Origin of the sequence: Mucilaginibacter inviolabilis (genome assembly GCF_011089895.1) — a bacterium.
GTDB classification, from domain to species: domain Bacteria; phylum Bacteroidota; class Bacteroidia; order Sphingobacteriales; family Sphingobacteriaceae; genus Mucilaginibacter; species Mucilaginibacter inviolabilis.
In genome coordinates this window covers 118,074-135,901 of sequence record NZ_JAANAT010000003.1, presented here as the reverse complement: position 1 = coordinate 135,901, position 17,828 = coordinate 118,074, and the positions used below count along the sequence as shown (strand labels likewise).

The window sequence follows — 17,828 nt, the reverse complement described above, 5'->3', positions numbered from 1 at the left end:
CCCGACTAAGGGTTAAATATTAATAACAAACCACACATTAAAACTTAAAAATTAAAGTATGAAATCAATTATTTCAGGCGCTTTAGCCGCAGGTTTAGTAGCCGTATGTTTAACCTTAAGCGTACAAGCCAAAACAGTAAGTCCATTAAAAACATCAACCGTTGCCGTAAGCGATACCGGCAAAATGGGCAAGATGGATAAAATGGCAAAAGGTAAAAAGATGGACAAGATGTCAAACGATAAAATGGGAAAAGACAAAATGTCGAAGGGTAAAATGAGCAAGGATAAGATGTCAAATGATAAAATGGGTAAAAAGAAAATGAGCAAAGATACTGCGAGTAAAATGTGAGTTTGTTTATTGTTTGAAGAGGAGGGGGCGTTTGCCCCCTCTTTTTGTTTGTAATGCCCGGGGCTGTCATCCCGGGCTTGTAGCAGGGTCGCGTGCAGAGCCCCATCCACCATGCTTTTTCTTGAAAAAAGTGGGTTTACATGGTTTACACTTTTTACGGTTACCATAAATTTAAATAATTGATAATCAATTATTTAAATTTATTTATGTTATAAAAATCGAGTTTCAATGTAAACCCACTTTTTTGCTTTTTCTTTACTTGTGCTAACAAAACAATTTGTCATGCCGAGCGGAGTGAAGCATCTATTGTGCGCGATTCCTTTTTACGAATAGATCCTTCGTTCCTCAGGATGACAACATATATAGTTCTTACTCAAACACCAATTCCCCGTCGGCCCATCCGTCCAATTCCTGCGGGTTGTGGCTCACGATAAGGGTGGTTGTGCCCAGTTCTTTTAAAAGACCTTTTAATTCAACTATCAGCTCTGCTTTCATTTTAGGATCAAGGGCCGAGAAGGGCTCATCCATTAACAATACCTGTGGTTTGGTGGCCAGGGCCCGCAGTATGGCCAAACGCTGCTGTTGCCCGCCTGAAAGATAATCTGGCTTGTGCTCCTGTAAAGTATCCAGTTTACCTAAAAGTAGTAATCTTTTTATCCAGGCTTCGTCCGCAGTGGCATATTTGAGGTGCTGCTTTACGGTCATATTCGGAAACAAGGCATACTGCTGAAAAACAAAGCCGGTATTTCTTTTTTGAGCGGCTAGGTTAATCTTTGTTTCGGCATTAAACCAGGTAACACCATCGCTTACAATCGTTCCTTTTTCCGGTGTTACTAATCCGGCAATAATCTTTAAAAATGTTGTTTTCCCAGACCCTGACGGTCCGTATATTTTGGTGACGCTGCCGGTAGCAAACTGGCGGTTAACCTGCAATACCTGTTGCCCGTGGTAGGCCTTTAGCTTTTTTTCGATGGCTATATTGATCATGCTAAAGGGCTTTTTGCCTGGTATTTATTAAATACGAAAACAGCTATCACCAGTACAAAAGTAATAGCAAATAAAATGAGCGAATAATTGTTGGCCATGTCATAATCCCGCTGTTCAACTGCATCATAAACGGCAATGGAGGCCACCCGGGTTACGCCGGGTATGTTGCCGCCAATCATCAGCACCACGCCAAACTCGCCCAGGGTATGGGCAAAAGTAAGTACCGCAGCCGTTAATAACGATGGTTTGATGTTAGGCAGCAATACGTACCGGAATGTTTGCCATTCGGTTTTTCCCAGTGTGTAGGAAGCCTCGGCCAGGGCCGAAGGCAATTGCTGTAATGCCGATTTTACAGGGCCAACCATAAAGGGGATACTATAAATAACGGATGCCAACACCAGTCCCTGGAACGAGAATACAAACTGCACATTAAATACTCCCTGCAGCCATTTACCCAAACCATGCTGCGGACTAAAAGCCAGCAACAAATAAAAACCCAATACCGATGGCGGCAATACCAATGGCATAGTAATAATAGCTTCAATAATGATCTTCAAAAACGATCGGCCCCGGGAAAGCCACCAGGCAAAGGGCAGGCCCACAAACAGCAATATCAGGGTAGTGATACCTGCCAGCTTTAGGGTGAGCCAAATGGGTGAAAGATCCATCAGAAAATATTTTTATAGCATCCGGTAACCATATGCCGTAAATATCTTTTTTGCGGCAGGGCTTAATATATACTGATAAAACTTTTCGGCATTGGGGTTATTGGCTGCATGTTTTAACAGCACCAGGCCCTGTAATATAGGCTCATACTGTTTAGGATCTATCACCTGGTAATACAATTTGGTTTTACTACCCGTTTCTTTAATAAGCGACTGTGTGGTAAAACCCAGATCAACCACCCCGGTAGTGATATAAGTGTTTACCTGGGATATGCTTTCGCCGTAAACAATTTTGGATTGCACATCATCCAGGATGCCTTTTTGTTGTAATAATTCGGTAGCCGCTTTGCCGTATGGAGCGATGGCCGGGTTGGCAAGGGCTATTTTTTTAATCCGGGCACTTAGTAACAGGCGTTCCCAGTTAATGAATCCAATATTTTGCGAACTGCAGATGATCAAACTACCGGCGGCATAAACTACTGGTTTCTTTTCGGCAAAGCCGTTTTTAAACAGCGTTTCGGGAAAGCTCATGTCGGCCGATAAGAATACATCAAAAGGGGCGCCGTTGCTGATCTGCGCTACCAGTTTTCCAGATGAGCCAACAATGGGCTCTATCACGATACCCGTTTTTTGTTTAAAATCTTTCTGTAAAACCGTTATAACCGATTGCAGATTGGCTGCTGCTGCCACCCGTACATTTTGAGCCAGCGCCACACCATGCAGCAAAACACCCGCAAGCATTAAAAATAGGACCCGTTTTTTATTCATAATGTTCAATAAAAGATACTAATATACACTGTTAGCCCATGAATAAGGGCTATTTGGCCTCTTTTTGAAGCAAAAACGACTAAATTAACCTTAGAATACTTATTTATACCCCATTAAATAACTGTATTGCGTACTTTTAATAGGATAATAGAAAGAAAACTACTATAATTGTATCCGGCCTGACACTAACCAAAACTAACCAGCTTCGGTACCAGTAATTATTAAATTATCGGTACCGAAGATTCCTTACCTTGCGAGTGAGCATGTTGAAATTTTTATTGCGGTCTTTTCTGATAACCCAGGTATTGCTTTTGTGCCTTGTTATAAACGTATGCGCTCAAAATATAGTACCCATCAATGATAAAGTTCAGCAGCACATATTTGAATACAAACAACTCTTATACCTGGAAGATACTACCGGTAAACTTACTTTTAACCAGGTAAAAAATCTGGCCCTTGCCGGCAATTTTAAAGTTAACACCGAACCCACCCCGGTAACCAAGCACTTTGGCTCGGCCTACTGGTATCGGTTGAAGATAGGTAAAAACCCGGATACCAAAAACAGCTGGATACTGGAGTTTTTTGATCAAACCATTGATAGCATTACCGTTTATTCGCCCGGCACACGGGGTAATTACCTGGTAGCATCCCTGGGTAGCCGGCATCCGTTTGGGGCCCGGTTCTATCAGCATAAAAACCTCACGTTAAACCTTAGCCCTAATACCGATAATGATGGTGTTTATTATGTCCGCATCAAATCAAACCATTCGGTCAATATCATCATCGTATTGCGTTCGGTAAGCCGATTTATCAGTTACGCGCTGGATGAGTATTTCTTTTTTGGTGTTTTTTATGGGATGATACTGGTATTTGGCCTGTACAATTTCATGATGTTTATTGCCATGCGGCAGATACAATACCTGTATTACATTGCCTACAATATCAGCATCGGTTTATATGAAATGTGTGCAGATGGCATTGCCTATCAATACATGTGGCCAAATGCCCCCTTCTGGAACCAGTACGCCTATGGCATAGCCCTGTTTGCAGCCAGTATTTTCGCGGTACTATTTACCCAAAAGCTGCTTAATTTAAAGGTGAATGCCCCCCGTTTAAACCAGCTTATCCGCTGGGTAATTTTAGGGCGCAGTTTGTTTTTTGTCGCTTGTCTTTTAATCAACAACTGCTGGTTCAATTATAAGATTGTTGAATTTATCCCGCTGTCGCTTGCTTTTTATGCGGGATGCTATACTTTGCTTAACGGTTATAAGCCGGCACGTTTTTTTGTGATTGGTTATAGCTTTTTGCTCATCGGCTTTATCATAAAAAGCTGTATAGCCCTCAATATGTGGTGGCTGCCCGTTACCGAGTTTGATTATTATAGCCTGAGTGGTTGTTTTATTATGGAGATGCTGTTTATCTCTTTTGCCATTGGCGATAAGGTAAGGATATTGAAAAAAGAAAAGGACGATGCCCAGCATAACATCATGATGCAGATGAAGCAAAATGAAGAACTTAAAGACGTACTCAACAAACGCCTGGAAGAGCAGGTACAGGAGCGCACTAAAGAGCTGGTTGAAAAATCGGGTATGATAGCTGAGCAGAATGAGGAATTGCGGTCTGTTAATGAATTGCTGCAGCAGCAAGCCGAAGAAATTTCAAGGATGAACATATTGCTCGAAAAGGATAATATCATTTTGCACAACGATATTGAAAAAGTGACGCATGACCGCGTGATGTCGGCAGAGGTTGATTTTGAGGAGTTCAGCCGGATATATCCTGACAGGGAAACCTGCTTCAAGTTTCTGTCTGATTTGAAATGGGCTAATGGTTACGCCTGCCGCAAGTGCAGCAACACCCATTATGGCAGCGGACACTTACCTTACAGTCGCCGATGCTCCAAATGCGGTTACGAAGAATCGGTAATAGCCTATACCATTTTACAGAATACACGTATACCCATTAATAAGGCCTTTTATATGATATTTTTAATGTATTCCACCAAAGGAAAAATATCATCCCATAAGCTCTCCGAGATCCTGTCTATCCGTCAAAGTACTTGCTGGGCCTATAGCTCGCGCATTAAAAAAGTAATGGAAACCCGCAAAAAAGAGATCAAAGATGCCGGCAATAAAGGCTGGAGCAAGCTGGTGATCGACAATTCGGCCAATTGATCCATCGTGCTGTTTATTAGATAATTACTGTACTTTCCGCTATAATATCTCCCTGCTTTTTTCTTTAAAATTAATTGCGATACAAGCGTATCACAAATATTTATTTTATTTATAAAAACTCTCTCTGTAACGTTTTAGCAGCCCTATTATAAAGTTTATGGGTCTGCGCTTAAAGCGTATCGAATTCAATATAACTTATTATTAATCAGTTATTTATGAATATTTTTCTTGCTTATTACGTTTAAAATAACATAAATTTGTTACAACATTTATAAACCGTACATAACGTTGCCTTTCTGAAAAACATTTACGCTGGTGTATTTGATACACGGGTTAAAATTCCAATTATTTTAAGCTGTGGTTAAATTACAGGAGGCGTTTTGCGCATGTTGCAGATAAACGGCCCGTTAAAATTCATGCACAAAAAACCAATTAATTAACTAATAACAACTTATGAAGATCAATTACAATTTAAAATGGCTGGCGGCATTTATTCTGTTATCCGCGGGAATATTTTATTCCTGCAAAAAGGATTCGCGCGCTGCTGCTGCCGCACCCGGGCAGGATACACAAACCGTATCGCGTGCCGCAAATGAGGTGGTCAATGCCTGGGTTACGACATCCGACAGGTCGAAACAATTAGAGGCACAAGCCAGCTTCAATTTTGCTGCGGATGCCGGTACCAATGCCACCACCATAACCGTTGACGAAAACACCACCTACCAGGGTATTGATGGGTTTGGCTTTACTTTAACCGGCGGCAGCGCGGGCTTGCTCAATGGTCTTGGCGGCAATCAATCAGCTGTATTGAATGAACTTTTTGGTACTGCCAACGGACAGATCGGTATCAGTTATCTACGTATCAGCATTGGCGCTTCTGACTTAAGCTCCAGCGATTTTACCTATAACCAAACCTCCGGCGATGTAAACATGAATAATTTCAGCATCAGCCAGGAAAACCAGGACCTGATCCCTATCCTCAAAAAAATACTGGCTATTAACCCCTCCATCAAAATTCTGGCTACCCCATGGACCGCCCCAACCTGGATGAAAGTGAACACCACCGGCAATAATGGCTATACCGGCGGTAGTTTAAATACTGCCTATTATGATGCCTATGCCCGTTATTTTGTAAAATACATACAAGCTATGCAGGCGCAGGGCATTACTATTGATGCTATAACCCCGCAAAATGAACCGCTGAACCCTTACAACAATCCAAGTATGGTGATGCAGGCCAACGAGCAGGCCAATTTTATTAAAAACAACCTGGGGCCACAACTGCGCGGCGCGGGCCTGAATACCAAGATCATCGCCTATGATCATAATACCGACAGGATAGATTATCCCGAAGCCGTACTGGCTGATGGCGGAGCCAACCCTTATGTGGATGGTTCTGCATTCCACTTGTATGCAGGCAGCATCAGTGCTTTAACCGATGTGCATAATGCCTATCCCAACAAGAACGTTTACTTTACCGAGCAATGGGTTGGCGCCCCCAGCAATTTTGGCGGCGACCTTTCCTGGCACGTAAATACCCTCATTATTGGGGCTACCCGCAACTGGAGCCGCAATGTACTGGAATGGAACCTGGCATCTGACCCGAACAATAATCCGCATACACCGGGCGGCTGCAGCACTTGCTTAGGTGGCATTACCGTAAGCGGTACATCCATCACCCGCAATGTGGGTTATTATATTATCGGTCATGCCGCAAGGTTTGTACGCCCGGGAGCTGTTCGTATCTCATCAAATTTATCGGGCAGTATCCAAAACGTGGCTTTCAAAAACAGTGATGGCAGTAAGGTTCTCGTAGCATTGAATAATGGGTCATCAGCCGTTAGCTTTAAAGTGAAATGGGGTACCGAATCATTTACTTATAGCCTGGCTGCGGGAGCTGTAGCTACCTTCAAATGGTCGGGCACGCAATCATCCGGTGGAGGTACAGGAACAGGTGCTCCTATAGGCTCAACTGTTACCCTTAAAGGTTTTAATAACCAATATGTAAGCAGCGAGAATGGCACACAAGCCATGAACTGTAACCGGCCAACCGCTTCGGCATGGGAAACATTTACCGTGGTTGATGCCGGCGGGGGTAAAATAGCGCTGCAAGCCATGGGTAAATATGTATCCTCCGAAAACGGTACACAGGCCATTACCTGCAATCGCACTTCTATTTCCGACACCGAAAAATTTGACTGGATACTTACCGCTGATGGCAAAGTTACCCTGCGTGGTAACAACAGCAAATTCATATCCAGCGAAAACGGTACGCAAGCTATGACCTGCACCCGCGCTACGGCATCGGGCTGGGAAGCTTTTGGCATAAACCAATAAACAATGCAACTAACTAATTAACCATTAACATACCTATCTTATGAAACCAATTTTAAACATCACCAAAGGAGCCCTGGCAGCCATGGCTTTGCTGGCACTCACTGCATCCTGTAAAAAGGACCTTAACAAACCAGCCGCTTCGCAAACAGACCCAACCGAGGTAAGTACCCCAAGAGCGGGCACGCTGGTATGGTCTGACGAGTTTAACGGCACCAGTGTAAACACCAATAACTGGAACATCATCAATGGCAACCCCGGCGTAAACAATGAAAAGGAGTTTTATCAACCGGCTAATGTTAGTGTATCGGGAGGATTCCTGAACATTACCGCACGTAAACAAAGCGTTGGCGGGCAGCCCTATACTTCGGGTAAGTTAACCACTGCGGGTAAATTTCAACCCAAATACGGCCGGATCGAGGCCCGTATAAAACTACCTGCAGTACAGGGTACCTGGCCCGCTTTCTGGACACTGGGTGCCAGTATAAACTCCGGTACGCCATGGCCAAGCTGCGGCGAAATGGACATTATGGAGCAGGTGAATACTTCCAGCACCATTTTAGGAACCATGCATTGGGCCATTGCCGGCGGCAACCAACACACGCAATATGGCGGCAGCACCACAACTAGCGTAACCGACTTTCATACCTATGCCATAGAATGGACCAGTACCGGTATCAAATGGTTTGTTGATGGCAACAATTATGTAACCGGCAACACCACCAATAACATTAACAATACCGGCGCATTCCAGAATCCATTTTTCATTATCCTGAATCTGGCTATCGGTGGCGATCTGCCGGGTAATAATATTAACGATGGCGCCTTACCATGCACCATGCAGGTGGATTATGTACGGGTATACAGTTTACCATAGTCTGTGCCAAACCATCATCAGTTTTGTTACAACCACTTAATTATTAACATAAACCGACAGTATGAAATCATTTTTAATTTCTGTAAAAGGAGCCCTTATAGTAATGGCGCTCCTGGTATTTACCGCATCCTGTAAAAAGGATCTTAACAAACCTTCGGCTTCACAGGCCGATCCAACCCAGGTTAGTACACCAAGGGCAGGCACGCTCATTTGGTCTGACGAGTTTAATGGCACCAGCGTAAACACAGCCAACTGGAACATCGAAAACGGCAACCCCGGTGTGAATAACGAAAAGGAGTACTATCAATCGGCAAATGCTACCGTTGGTGGTGGATTGCTTACCATCACCGCGCGCCAGCAATCGGTAGGCGGTCAGCCTTACACTTCGGCTAAGTTGACCACCGCGGGTAAATTTGCACCAACTTATGGTCGTATCGAAGCCAGCATCAAGCTGCCTGCGGTACAGGGAACCTGGCCTGCTTTCTGGATGCTGGGCGCCAGTATCAACAACGGCACACCATGGCCAAGCTGCGGTGAAATTGATATTATGGAGCAGGTTAACACCTCCAATACTATACTTGGAACCATGCATTGGGCCGTAGCTGGTGGCAACCAACACACCCAATATGGCGGCAGCACCACTACCAGCCCTACAGGTTTCCATACCTACGCTGTGGAGTGGGATACCAACTCTATCCGCTGGTATGTGGATAACACGCTTTATGTAACCGGCAATATTGCCAACAATATTAACAATACAGGGGCTTTCCACAATCCGTTCTTTATTATCCTGAACCTGGCTATCGGTGGCGATTTACCAGGGAATACCATTGATAATGGCTCGCTGCCTTGTAGTATGCAGGTTGATTATGTGCGTGTGTACGATCTTTCGGGCACCACTCCTCCATCAAACCCGCCCATCGGTCAAAACATTACCCTGAAAGGCTTTAACAACCAGTATGTAAGCGGCGAAAACGGCACACAGGCCATGAACTGTAACCGCCCGACTGCTTCTACATGGGAAACTTTTACCGTAGTTGACGCGGGTGGCGGCAAAGTTGCGCTGCAAAGCATGGGTAAATATGTGTCATCAGAAAATGGCACACAAGCCATTACCTGTAACCGCACCACAGTTGGCGATTGGGAAAAATTTGACTGGATACCAACAGCCGATGGTAAAGTTACTCTCAGAGGCAATAACGGCGATTTTATTTCCAGCGAGAATGGCACACAGCCTATGACTTGTACCCGAACAACGGCTTCTGGTTGGGAAGCTTTTGGTATAAATCAATAACCTAATCTTTATATTTAGCCTGCCTTACCCTAAGAGGCAGGCTTTTTTATTTACCGATGAAAAAAATTATAGGTTTTTGTTTTGTTCTTGCCATAGGTGTGTCTCGCATCTATGCCCAATCTATCGAAAAGAAATTGCAGGTATCCTTATCCACAGGTTATCAACAGCAAAACTTTCACTGGTCAATAGCCGGTAATCTTAACGGGCAAAACCCCAATATTTACTCGGAACTTAAATGGCAGCATCTGGGCGGGCAAAATATAGCCGCCAATGTACAATGGAATGTATGGAAGCAATTTTCCCTGTATGCCAGCTATAACCGGCAGTCTATATCATCAGGGTCGGTAACCGATACCGATTATGGTGCCGATAACCGCACCAATCCAACCTATCACGAAACATTTAATGGCGATGAAGGGAACACCTCCCAGTGGAATGCCGGAGCTGGTTTTATCCTGATCAATAACGAGCGTTTTAGCCTGATTCCCTACGTAGGCTATACCATGAGTAAACAATCTTTACATTTACTAGACCGGACAGGCAACTTTCCTGATTTGAACAGCACTTACCAGCCCAACTGGAAGGGAGGCCTCTTAAAAGTCACATCATCTGTACGTATCATCAAAAATTTAAAATTCGCTGCGGATGTTACCTATAACCAGGTTAACTATAACAGCAAAGCCAACTGGAATCTGATCCAGACTTTTCAACACCCGGTGAGCTATCGTCACCACGCCAGCGGTTACGGGATCGATGCGGGCGGACAGTTTGTTTATACCGTTTACCGCAACCTCAGTGTGCACATTGGGGCTGGATACTTTAACTGGCAAACCGGCAATGGTACCGATGAACTTTACCTCAATAATGGCCAGGTTGATAAAACCCAGCTAAATGAGGTTGTCAACAGCGGCTTTAGCGTACAGGGTGGGGTAGGATTGGCTTTTTAATTGCAGTTTAATTATTCCCTTTGCAAAACCCCACATAAAACATAGGTCTTGGATATCTAACTGTATCCGCCTGCTTTCCAACGGGTTTAAAAAAACCCTGATTAATGATCACCTTGTCTCCAAGCTGAGGAACAATCTCGCCGTCATATTTCATATCGATAGTATCGTTCTTTTTATTCCATCTTCCTGTATACCATTTATCATAAAAGAAAACACCTGTCCAATTCAATTCAAAAGTGTGATCTTCCCGAAACACGATATATGCCTGGTTCTGTGTACCCTCATAGCAACCACGGAGTACAATTCTGCTTTCCAGCTTTTTCAAATCAATGAATGACCCTCCGAAAGGCACTAAAATATAAATGAGTACCGGTAAAAAGTATGAAAAAGAAAGACTCTTCCTCTTCTTGACAATAGTTATTATTTCTTTTATCAAAAAAACAACAATGGTAATAAGAACACCGAATATGAAAAGAGATAAAAGAGCTCCGCTAATATACCTGTGGATATACTCATAGCATGAAATTAACACTACAAAAAATACCGTTATGATTATCGCTCTTATTATTGAAGGTTTATTCACGGTTATTTTCATAGTCAAACGGTTGCGTCGTCTTAATTTATAAATTAACGTATAAAAAAGCCCTCAAAGTAAACTTTGAAGGCTTTTTTATGGCTGTTTTTTTAGTTCTCTTTTATAAACAAATAAGGATCAAACTCTAAACCGTCGTTCACTTTAATTTCTGTGGATACCACTTTAGCACCGTCTGTTTTAAACCTTAGCGGGAAAATACCATAGGCGGCATTGTTGTAAGTCAAAATCCATTCGCCATTATCCATATATTTCAGCGAAGCAGTAAGGTATTGATGATTGCTGAATTTAATCAACAGGTCTTTTTTATTAACCGATATATCCATTTGCCCGTAAAGCGGGTTTTGATATTTGCCTGCATAAGCAGCAAGGGGAAGTTCGGTAGCCTTACCTTTTACCCGCGCCAGCATATCATTGGTTTTCTTTACGGTTTCTGCCTGCTCAGGGTTAAAGTTTTTCAACATGGCCTGACTGCGGTCGATATAAGGAACGCCGAGGTAGGCATCCAGGATCTGGTAACGCAGGGCCTCAAAAAAGCTTTGATTATCATTGTTGGTTAAAATGGTGATAGCCAGTTTTTCTTCGGGTACAAAACAGGTATTGGTTACAAAGCCGTTTGCGCCCCCGGTATGCCAGAAGATCTGTTTGCCATTATAATCCGCCTCAAATACGCCTAAACCATATCCTCTGAAATGCATTGGGTAAACCACAGATGCCCTGCTGCTTACAATGGTATTTTCGTCGCGGGTTTTTTGAAGCGCTTTCCAGGCGATGATCTGTTTACCTTCATATCGGCCGCTATCCAACTGCATGGTAAGCCATTTAGCCACATCCTTTACATTACTTACGATGCTGCCTGCAGGTGCCAGATTATCCACCTGATCGTACGGTAATTCAACCATCTGGCCGGTAAAAGCGTTGGTATATGGTTTAGAAACACCTTTGCGTGCTGCGATACCTATGGTTAGGGGATAGGTATTGCTCATACCCAGCGGGGTAAGGATACTATCCTGGATATACGTTTCCCAGGGCTTGCCGGTAACCTGCTGTATCACCTGCCCTGCGGTTAAAAAGCAGCTATTGCAATAACCAAAGCTCTGCCTGAATTCCATAGATGGTTTCAGGAGTTTCATCCGGTTCATAATTTCCTGACGGGATAACGTGGTGTTCCAAAAGGTAAAATCGCCCTGGAAAGTTTTAGTGCCTAAATGATGACCAAGCAAATCTTTTATAGTAAGCAGGGGGGTGGTAGAGGCATCATATACCGAATAACCTGGGAAATATTTGGTGATCTTATCATCAAGCGACAGTTTTTTATCTACATCTAACTGTGCCAGCGCCGTACCGGTAAACAACTTGCTGTTGCTGGCAATCATAAACAAGGTATTTTCGTCAACAGGCTCATTGGTTTTGATGTCCCTTACACCATAGCCTTTCATAATCACAGTTTTTCCATCTTTTACAATGGCAATGGCCAGCCCCGGAAGATTCCAGTCTTTTAAGCCTTGCTTGATGTAGGCATCGAGTTTGTTTTCAATAAAATCCGGTTGCTGCGCGAAGGTTAAAGTAGCCGTAAAAAGGCTCAGTAACATTAATAAGGAAAGTCTTTTCATTTGGTTTTCAAAAGATGCAAGATAGGAAAAAAGCGGCGCAGCAAAAATTGGGAGGTATCGAAATCGCTTTTAAACAGGAGGCACCTACGGAGCCATTAAATGAATGTTTTCTGTCTATAAACAGGTTACTCCTCCGGAGTTTACAAAAAGGTACAAATACAACTCCGGAGGAGTACCTGTTTATAGATCAATATAGAATAAGTATTGGCTCCGTAGGTGCCTCCTATTAGTTATCCGATTTAAAAGCGACTTTCCTGATCCCGATATGTGAATCCCGCATAAAAAAACCCGCTATCCATAGCGGGTTCTCCTTAAACAATATATTTCAACCACCTATCTCTCTGCACTCATCCTTTTTATTTGATACTGATAGCCATGCCGCCGCCAGAAGCAACAGGCTGTTTCAGTATAGTTTTAGACGTTACCTTGATCTTCCGGATAGCATAGCTTTTTGGATTTTTATCATAACTGGCATCCTTGCCATCGGCATAAACAGTTGCTTCATATGTTTTTCCTTTGGGCAAATATTCAAATGTAATGTTGGCTATGCGTGGGTTTTCGTCGGTAATACTGCCAATGTACCATTCCTCTTTATTTTTGGCTTTACGGGCAATGGTAATATAATCACCCGGCTCCGCTTCCAGGACATGGCTCTCGTCCCAATCAACAGCAACATCTTTAATGAATTGAAAGGCATCCATGTATTTATTATAGGTTTCGGGCAAATCGGCGGCCATTTGCAGCGGACTATACATGGTTACATACAAAGCCAATTGATGTACCAGCGTGGTGTGTACAAATGATTTATTTTCGGGATTGTAAACGCTGCACTGTGTTTCGAATATCCCTGGTGTATAATCCATAGGGCCACCCATTAACCGGGTGAAAGGCAAAATGGTAGTATGATCAGGATTATTGCCACCGAATGCTTCATACTCTGTGCCCCGTGCGGCTTCATTGCCTATTAAATTGGGATAGGTACGACATAAACCAGTTGGCCTTACGGCTTCGTGCGCGTTCACCATAATTTTATAGTCGGCAGCTTTGGTAATATCATACAGGTAATGATTTACCAGCCATTGTCCATAATGATGTTCACCCCGCGGGATAATCTGCCCAACGTAGCCGCTTTTTACGGCGTTGTAACCATTCGCTACCATAAACTTATACGCGGTGTCCAGGTGGCGCTCATAATTACGTACAGAGCCCGAGGTTTCATGATGCATAATGATCTTGACACCTTTTTCGGCTGCATAACGGTGCAGTTCTTTTACATCAAAATCAGGGTAGGGGGTTACAAAATCAAATACAAAATCTTTGGTTTTACCAAACCAATCTTCCCAACCCTGGTTCCAGCCTTCAACCAATACCGCGTCAAAACCGTTTTTGGCCGCGAAGTCGATATATTCTTTTACATGCTGTGTAGTGGCCCCATGTTTGCCGTTGGGCTTGGTTTTTGAATAATCGGTTATACCCAGCTGCACATTTTCCAGATCGGTATAGGCCCAGGTACTTTTACCGGTGATCATTTCCCACCAAACTCCCACGTATTTAATGGGTTTTATCCAGGATACATCTTTGTATTTGGTTGGTTCGTTCAGATTCAGGATCAATCTTGACGACAATATATCCGCGGCTTTATCGCTCACAATCACCGTGCGCCAGGGTGATTGTGTGGGTGCCTGCATATAACCTTTATCTCCAATAGCATCGGGGGTTAAAAAAGACTCGAGCACAAAGTTCTTATCATCCAGATTTAATGACATGCACGAATAATCAATGAGGGCAGCTTCATGTATGTTGATATACAGGCCATCCTTACTTTTCAGCATCAGTGGTGTTTGTACACCTGTTGGCGAAAAAGTAGTTTGTGATACGTTTGGTGTAACGGCGGCTTTCATTTTACCTCTGATCTCTGACAGGTTGGAGGTTACCGTTTCATACTCCTGCGTATCGAAATCGCCGGGCAGCCAAAATGCTTTATGATCGCCGGCCAGGGCAAATTGCGTATGCTCTTCTTTAATGATAAAGTAATTCAGGTTTTTTTGTGAAGGGAACTCGTACCTGAATCCCAAGCCATCGTTAAACAAACGGAAACGGATGCGGATATATCGGTCCTGAACAGCTTTTTGCGTTAAGGTTACCAGTAGTTCGTTATAGTGATTACGAATGGTTTTTTCTTCGCCCCAAACCGGGTTCCAGGATTCGTCAAATGTACTCTGTTCTGTTTTGGTGATGGTGAAACCGTCTAAAAACGATGGCACATCCTTGGTCTCCAAACCTAATTTACTGGGTTTGATGACTTCTCTTTGTTTGTAATGGAGTTGATAGGTTGGTACACCATTTCCCTGCAGCTCAAATTTGAGCGTGAGGTTTTTATCGGGTGATGTTATTTCCTGTGCCTGTACAAAAAGCACAGCATGGAGCATAAGCGCTGCAATGAGTATAGATTTACGCATATTTTAGAATTAAAAACCGGCTTTGATTAATTGGTTAAAAGCAAAGTTTATCATCCTATAAGCAGCGTCATATTTATTTATTTAAAATATAAATGCTTTATTTATCAAACAACTCATTATCAATTTATTAAAAAATAAAAATTTAATTTTTGATCAATTTTTTATAAATAATTTTATGGCTTTTTTTTTATTAAAAAAACAAAAAAGCCATAAATCTTATCGATCTAAGGCTCCATTGTGGTTTGGTTTTAGGATTTAATTATTTTCCGAATACGTAATAAATGGATAACTGAAGGTTATTAACAAAACTTAGATTAAAATTATCAGATGAACCAACCGAGTCCCCTTTGTTTTTGGAATGTGTATAATTCAAATTAGCTAAACCCGCTGCAAGGCCTATATTTTTTGCCGGGAAGTAAACAAAGTCCGCGCCTAAACCTCCGCCATAATTATCAGAATTACTGATTGAGCTGTTACTTGAATAGGCATATGAGTTTTTGGTTTTTTGATAAGTTAAATATGGCCCGGTACGGATGCCTATTTTATTATCAAATAAAAAATACTTACGTAAGGAGATGGTACCGATGTAATTTTTGTTATTACTATTAGCATTATTGTTATTAGGCTCATTGGTTATGCGGGTATAACCATATCCTAAGCCAACAGCAACATCTAACCTATCAGCAATAAAATAGCTATAACTTGGAAATATAGAATAAGATGTTGCTTTGCTTTTTACGTTTCCGGAGTAGGTATTATTATAACTCAAATAAGTTTGGTTATTGGAGGTGGACGTTGAGAAGGCCACTGTTGCTCCTAACTGTTGGCTACCTTTTTCAGTTTGCGCTTTAACGGTTTGCAGGGTAATAACAGATAATACTACCAGGAGTAGCTTTTTGTACATAAAATTGTGTTTATAAGGTTAATATTTGTTTTATAATCGGGAGTATGACAGCGATTATAATATTTGGTTTAACCATATAAATATTATAATATATAAAAAGCTAGTACTGTGCTGTTTAAAATTCAACAAACCATTTCGCTCTGCTTAAAACAGTTATACAATAAATTAACATTCTATTTTTTTCTTTAAATAACAAGGGCGACTCCTGAATGTCAGGAGTCGCCCTTGTTATACTATTAGCTTATAGTATATTAATTAAATCTCACGTTCACACTTCCGCTTGAGGCATCAGCATTAACCAATGTTCCTCCGCCATTCACAGTTCCACGTACATGATCTTTTTCCCATTCGCCGTTAAAGCCGTTTAGCTTTTCAGAATTAATCCGGTCGGCCCTCAGGTCAAGATTAAGTCCTTGTTTTACCGGCAGCTCCAGATCGATATTTCCGGAACTTACATCCAGTTTTAAGTATTTACCAACCCGTTTCATTTGCGCATGCAAACTGCCAGCACTGGTTGAAGCATTTAAGCTGCAATCCATTTGCCTTAAATCAATACCGCCGCCAGATGTGCTGGTGATCAGTTCGCCGGTAATACTGTTGCCGCGTATACCGCCACCGCTGGTATTAGCGCTGATAGTTCCATTCAGGTTATCTAACTGCAAGCCGCCACCAGATGTTTCCAACTTAATTTTACCGGTGCAGTTTTTGGCAACAATGCCACCGCCGCTGGTTTCGAGGTTAATATCGTTCCCCGAATTGGAAACATTGATACCGCCGCCGCTGGTTTCACCACGCACAATGCCGTTAAGCCTGTCTATCTGCAAGCCCCCTCCGCTGGTAGTAAAGCTTTCATTGCCTTTCAGGTTATCCAGGCTGATGCCACCACCGCTGGTCCGCAGATCTGTGGATGTTTGTTCAGGAACATATATTTTAAATGATATGCTCATCTGCCGTTTCCAATCAGAAAAATTATGCTTGTTTTTGGCAATAGCACGTACCTCATGCCCCGAAACCGAGACACTCAGGTCATAGTCCTCGTCCAGGCGTTTTTTGATCTCTTCTTTTGAAAGCTCACGACCATTATTGCCTTTAATGTAAACCTCCACCCTTGGGGCTTCTCCGCTTCTGCCGCTAACTAAAATACCTCCGGCTGAAGTATTTACCACAACCCGGTTAATGGCATCGCTGCTTAATGATTTGGTAAGGTATGGTGTTCTGCTATCATCTTGTGCCATAACAGCAGTTGTGCTACAGGCCAGTGCAAATAGTAAAAAGTATGTTTTCATGTGATTTGAAGTTGGTTTATTTCTTACATAAGACCACCTTTTTATCCAATACGTTGCACCCCAATCGATATTTATTTAACACCGGTTTATAATTCTTATACAGTTAGCGTTGGGTATTTGAATTTGAACATTTTAAGCACCTACCCAGACTTATTTACTTTTGGAAGAAACTGTAGATACCTGTAATAAAATCGGCATCAGTATTGATAACTAAAAAACAATCAAAGCCCAATTCATAATTAACCCGCTCTGATCCTGAACACATCCTGAAGTAAATCGGGTCCTATTACCGATGAGTAGCATTCATTAGCCGGGGATTAAATCCAACAAAACGAGGCGGCCCTGTGTAAAAAATTCCGCAATTATACCCAATTCCAAAAGACAATAAACCTATCAGCCCGACCTCAGTAAATTTGTAAGCAAACGATACATTACCTAATAAGAAAGCCTGGTTGAACTAACACTTAAATACCTATTAATAAATCTGTTGTAAAGTAACCTATAATATACTATTGCCATCGATTGAATTCGAGCTCAACAGATTTTTCCTTTGAAGAAATATTTATGCAGCAATCATCC

General features: G+C 42.4%; 15 protein-coding genes. 7 read left to right on the top strand and 8 right to left on the bottom strand.

Annotated features, from left to right (window positions below; all coding sequences use genetic code 11):
* Window positions 1-58 precede the first annotated feature (58 nt).
* Window positions 59-349, top strand: a complete 291-nt coding sequence (locus G7092_RS20595) for a pentapeptide MXKDX repeat protein (protein ID WP_166091961.1) — start codon at window positions 59-61, stop codon at window positions 347-349.
* Between the two features lie 369 nt (window positions 350-718).
* Here G7092_RS20595 and G7092_RS20590 read toward each other — a convergent pair whose 3' ends face one another.
* The 3 genes from G7092_RS20590 to modA are packed head-to-tail and all read right to left on the bottom strand — an operon-like array spanning window position 719 to window position 2,769.
* Complete coding sequence (locus tag G7092_RS20590) at window positions 719-1,336, bottom strand: ATP-binding cassette domain-containing protein (protein ID WP_166091958.1); 618 nt, start codon at window positions 1,334-1,336, stop codon at window positions 719-721.
* The gene (gene modB, locus G7092_RS20585) at window positions 1,333-2,004 is read right to left on the bottom strand and encodes a molybdate ABC transporter permease subunit (RefSeq protein WP_166091956.1); all 672 of its coding nucleotides are present in this window, start codon (window positions 2,002-2,004) and stop codon (window positions 1,333-1,335) included. The genes G7092_RS20590 and modB overlap by 4 nt, the downstream gene beginning before the upstream one ends.
* Before the next feature lie 12 nt (window positions 2,005-2,016).
* Window positions 2,017-2,769 carry a molybdate ABC transporter substrate-binding protein gene (modA, locus tag G7092_RS20580; protein ID WP_166091954.1) on the bottom strand — a complete coding sequence of 251 codons (753 nt, stop codon included), beginning with the start codon at window positions 2,767-2,769 and terminating at the stop codon, window positions 2,017-2,019.
* Window positions 2,770-3,032: 263 nt separating this feature from the next.
* On the opposite strand from modA, the gene G7092_RS20575 reads away from it, so the two are divergent.
* From G7092_RS20575 to G7092_RS20555, 5 genes are all read left to right on the top strand, one after another.
* Complete coding sequence (locus G7092_RS20575) at window positions 3,033-4,943, top strand: 7TM diverse intracellular signaling domain-containing protein (protein ID WP_166091952.1); 1,911 nt, start codon at window positions 3,033-3,035, stop codon at window positions 4,941-4,943.
* Window positions 4,944-5,396: 453 nt separating this feature from the next.
* On the top strand, window positions 5,397-7,280 hold the full coding sequence (locus G7092_RS20570) for a glycoside hydrolase family 30 beta sandwich domain-containing protein (protein WP_166091950.1): 1,884 nt from the start codon (window positions 5,397-5,399) through the stop codon (window positions 7,278-7,280).
* A gap of 40 nt (window positions 7,281-7,320) precedes the next feature.
* A complete protein-coding gene (locus tag G7092_RS20565; RefSeq protein ID WP_166091948.1) occupies window positions 7,321-8,154 on the top strand; it encodes a glycoside hydrolase family 16 protein in 834 nt (277 codons plus the stop codon).
* A gap of 61 nt (window positions 8,155-8,215) precedes the next feature.
* On the top strand, window positions 8,216-9,448 hold the full coding sequence (locus G7092_RS20560) for a family 16 glycosylhydrolase (RefSeq protein ID WP_166091945.1): 1,233 nt from the start codon (window positions 8,216-8,218) through the stop codon (window positions 9,446-9,448).
* Between the two features lie 56 nt (window positions 9,449-9,504).
* Complete coding sequence (locus G7092_RS20555) at window positions 9,505-10,395, top strand: hypothetical protein (RefSeq protein WP_166091942.1); 891 nt, start codon at window positions 9,505-9,507, stop codon at window positions 10,393-10,395.
* Window positions 10,396-10,402: 7 nt separating this feature from the next.
* Here the strand turns inward: G7092_RS20555 and G7092_RS20550 are convergent, their stop codons facing one another.
* Window positions 10,403-10,990, bottom strand: a complete 588-nt coding sequence (locus G7092_RS20550; RefSeq protein ID WP_166091940.1) for a hypothetical protein — start codon at window positions 10,988-10,990, stop codon at window positions 10,403-10,405.
* A gap of 89 nt (window positions 10,991-11,079) precedes the next feature.
* Window positions 11,080-12,600 carry a serine hydrolase gene (locus G7092_RS20545; RefSeq protein WP_166091938.1) on the bottom strand — a complete coding sequence of 507 codons (1,521 nt, stop codon included), beginning with the start codon at window positions 12,598-12,600 and terminating at the stop codon, window positions 11,080-11,082.
* Between the two features lie 14 nt (window positions 12,601-12,614).
* On the opposite strand from G7092_RS20545, the gene G7092_RS20540 reads away from it, so the two are divergent.
* Entirely contained in the window at window positions 12,615-12,830 is a 216-nt protein-coding gene (locus G7092_RS20540) for a hypothetical protein (RefSeq protein WP_166091936.1), read from the top strand.
* Between the two features lie 126 nt (window positions 12,831-12,956).
* Here the strand turns inward: G7092_RS20540 and G7092_RS20535 are convergent, their stop codons facing one another.
* From G7092_RS20535 to G7092_RS20525, 3 genes are all read right to left on the bottom strand, one after another.
* Window positions 12,957-15,059: a glycoside hydrolase family 97 protein gene (locus tag G7092_RS20535; RefSeq protein ID WP_166091934.1), complete on the bottom strand. Its 2,103-nt coding sequence runs from the start codon at window positions 15,057-15,059 to the stop codon at window positions 12,957-12,959.
* Between the two features lie 259 nt (window positions 15,060-15,318).
* Complete coding sequence (locus G7092_RS20530) at window positions 15,319-15,963, bottom strand: hypothetical protein (protein WP_166091932.1); 645 nt, start codon at window positions 15,961-15,963, stop codon at window positions 15,319-15,321.
* A 251-nt stretch (window positions 15,964-16,214) separates the two neighbouring features.
* Window positions 16,215-17,249, bottom strand: a complete 1,035-nt coding sequence (locus G7092_RS20525; RefSeq protein ID WP_166091930.1) for a DUF4097 family beta strand repeat-containing protein — start codon at window positions 17,247-17,249, stop codon at window positions 16,215-16,217.
* Window positions 17,250-17,828 lie beyond the last annotated feature (579 nt).

Coding starts and splice junctions, on each gene's coding strand:
- modB (WP_166091956.1), bottom strand. CDS start 2,004: ATGGATCTTTCACCCATTTGGCTCACCCTAAAGCTGGCAGGTATCACT.
- G7092_RS20575 (WP_166091952.1), top strand. CDS start 3,033: ATGTTGAAATTTTTATTGCGGTCTTTTCTGATAACCCAGGTATTGCTT.
- G7092_RS20560 (WP_166091945.1), top strand. CDS start 8,216: ATGAAATCATTTTTAATTTCTGTAAAAGGAGCCCTTATAGTAATGGCG.
- modA (WP_166091954.1), bottom strand. CDS start 2,769: ATGAATAAAAAACGGGTCCTATTTTTAATGCTTGCGGGTGTTTTGCTG.
- G7092_RS20555 (WP_166091942.1), top strand. CDS start 9,505: ATGAAAAAAATTATAGGTTTTTGTTTTGTTCTTGCCATAGGTGTGTCT.
- G7092_RS20590 (WP_166091958.1), bottom strand. CDS start 1,336: ATGATCAATATAGCCATCGAAAAAAAGCTAAAGGCCTACCACGGGCAA.
- G7092_RS20545 (WP_166091938.1), bottom strand. CDS start 12,600: ATGAAAAGACTTTCCTTATTAATGTTACTGAGCCTTTTTACGGCTACT.
- G7092_RS20565 (WP_166091948.1), top strand. CDS start 7,321: ATGAAACCAATTTTAAACATCACCAAAGGAGCCCTGGCAGCCATGGCT.
- G7092_RS20530 (WP_166091932.1), bottom strand. CDS start 15,963: ATGTACAAAAAGCTACTCCTGGTAGTATTATCTGTTATTACCCTGCAA.
- G7092_RS20595 (WP_166091961.1), top strand. CDS start 59: ATGAAATCAATTATTTCAGGCGCTTTAGCCGCAGGTTTAGTAGCCGTA.
- G7092_RS20525 (WP_166091930.1), bottom strand. CDS start 17,249: ATGAAAACATACTTTTTACTATTTGCACTGGCCTGTAGCACAACTGCT.
- G7092_RS20540 (WP_166091936.1), top strand. CDS start 12,615: ATGCAAGATAGGAAAAAAGCGGCGCAGCAAAAATTGGGAGGTATCGAA.
- G7092_RS20535 (WP_166091934.1), bottom strand. CDS start 15,059: ATGCGTAAATCTATACTCATTGCAGCGCTTATGCTCCATGCTGTGCTT.
- G7092_RS20550 (WP_166091940.1), bottom strand. CDS start 10,990: ATGAAAATAACCGTGAATAAACCTTCAATAATAAGAGCGATAATCATA.
- G7092_RS20570 (WP_166091950.1), top strand. CDS start 5,397: ATGAAGATCAATTACAATTTAAAATGGCTGGCGGCATTTATTCTGTTA.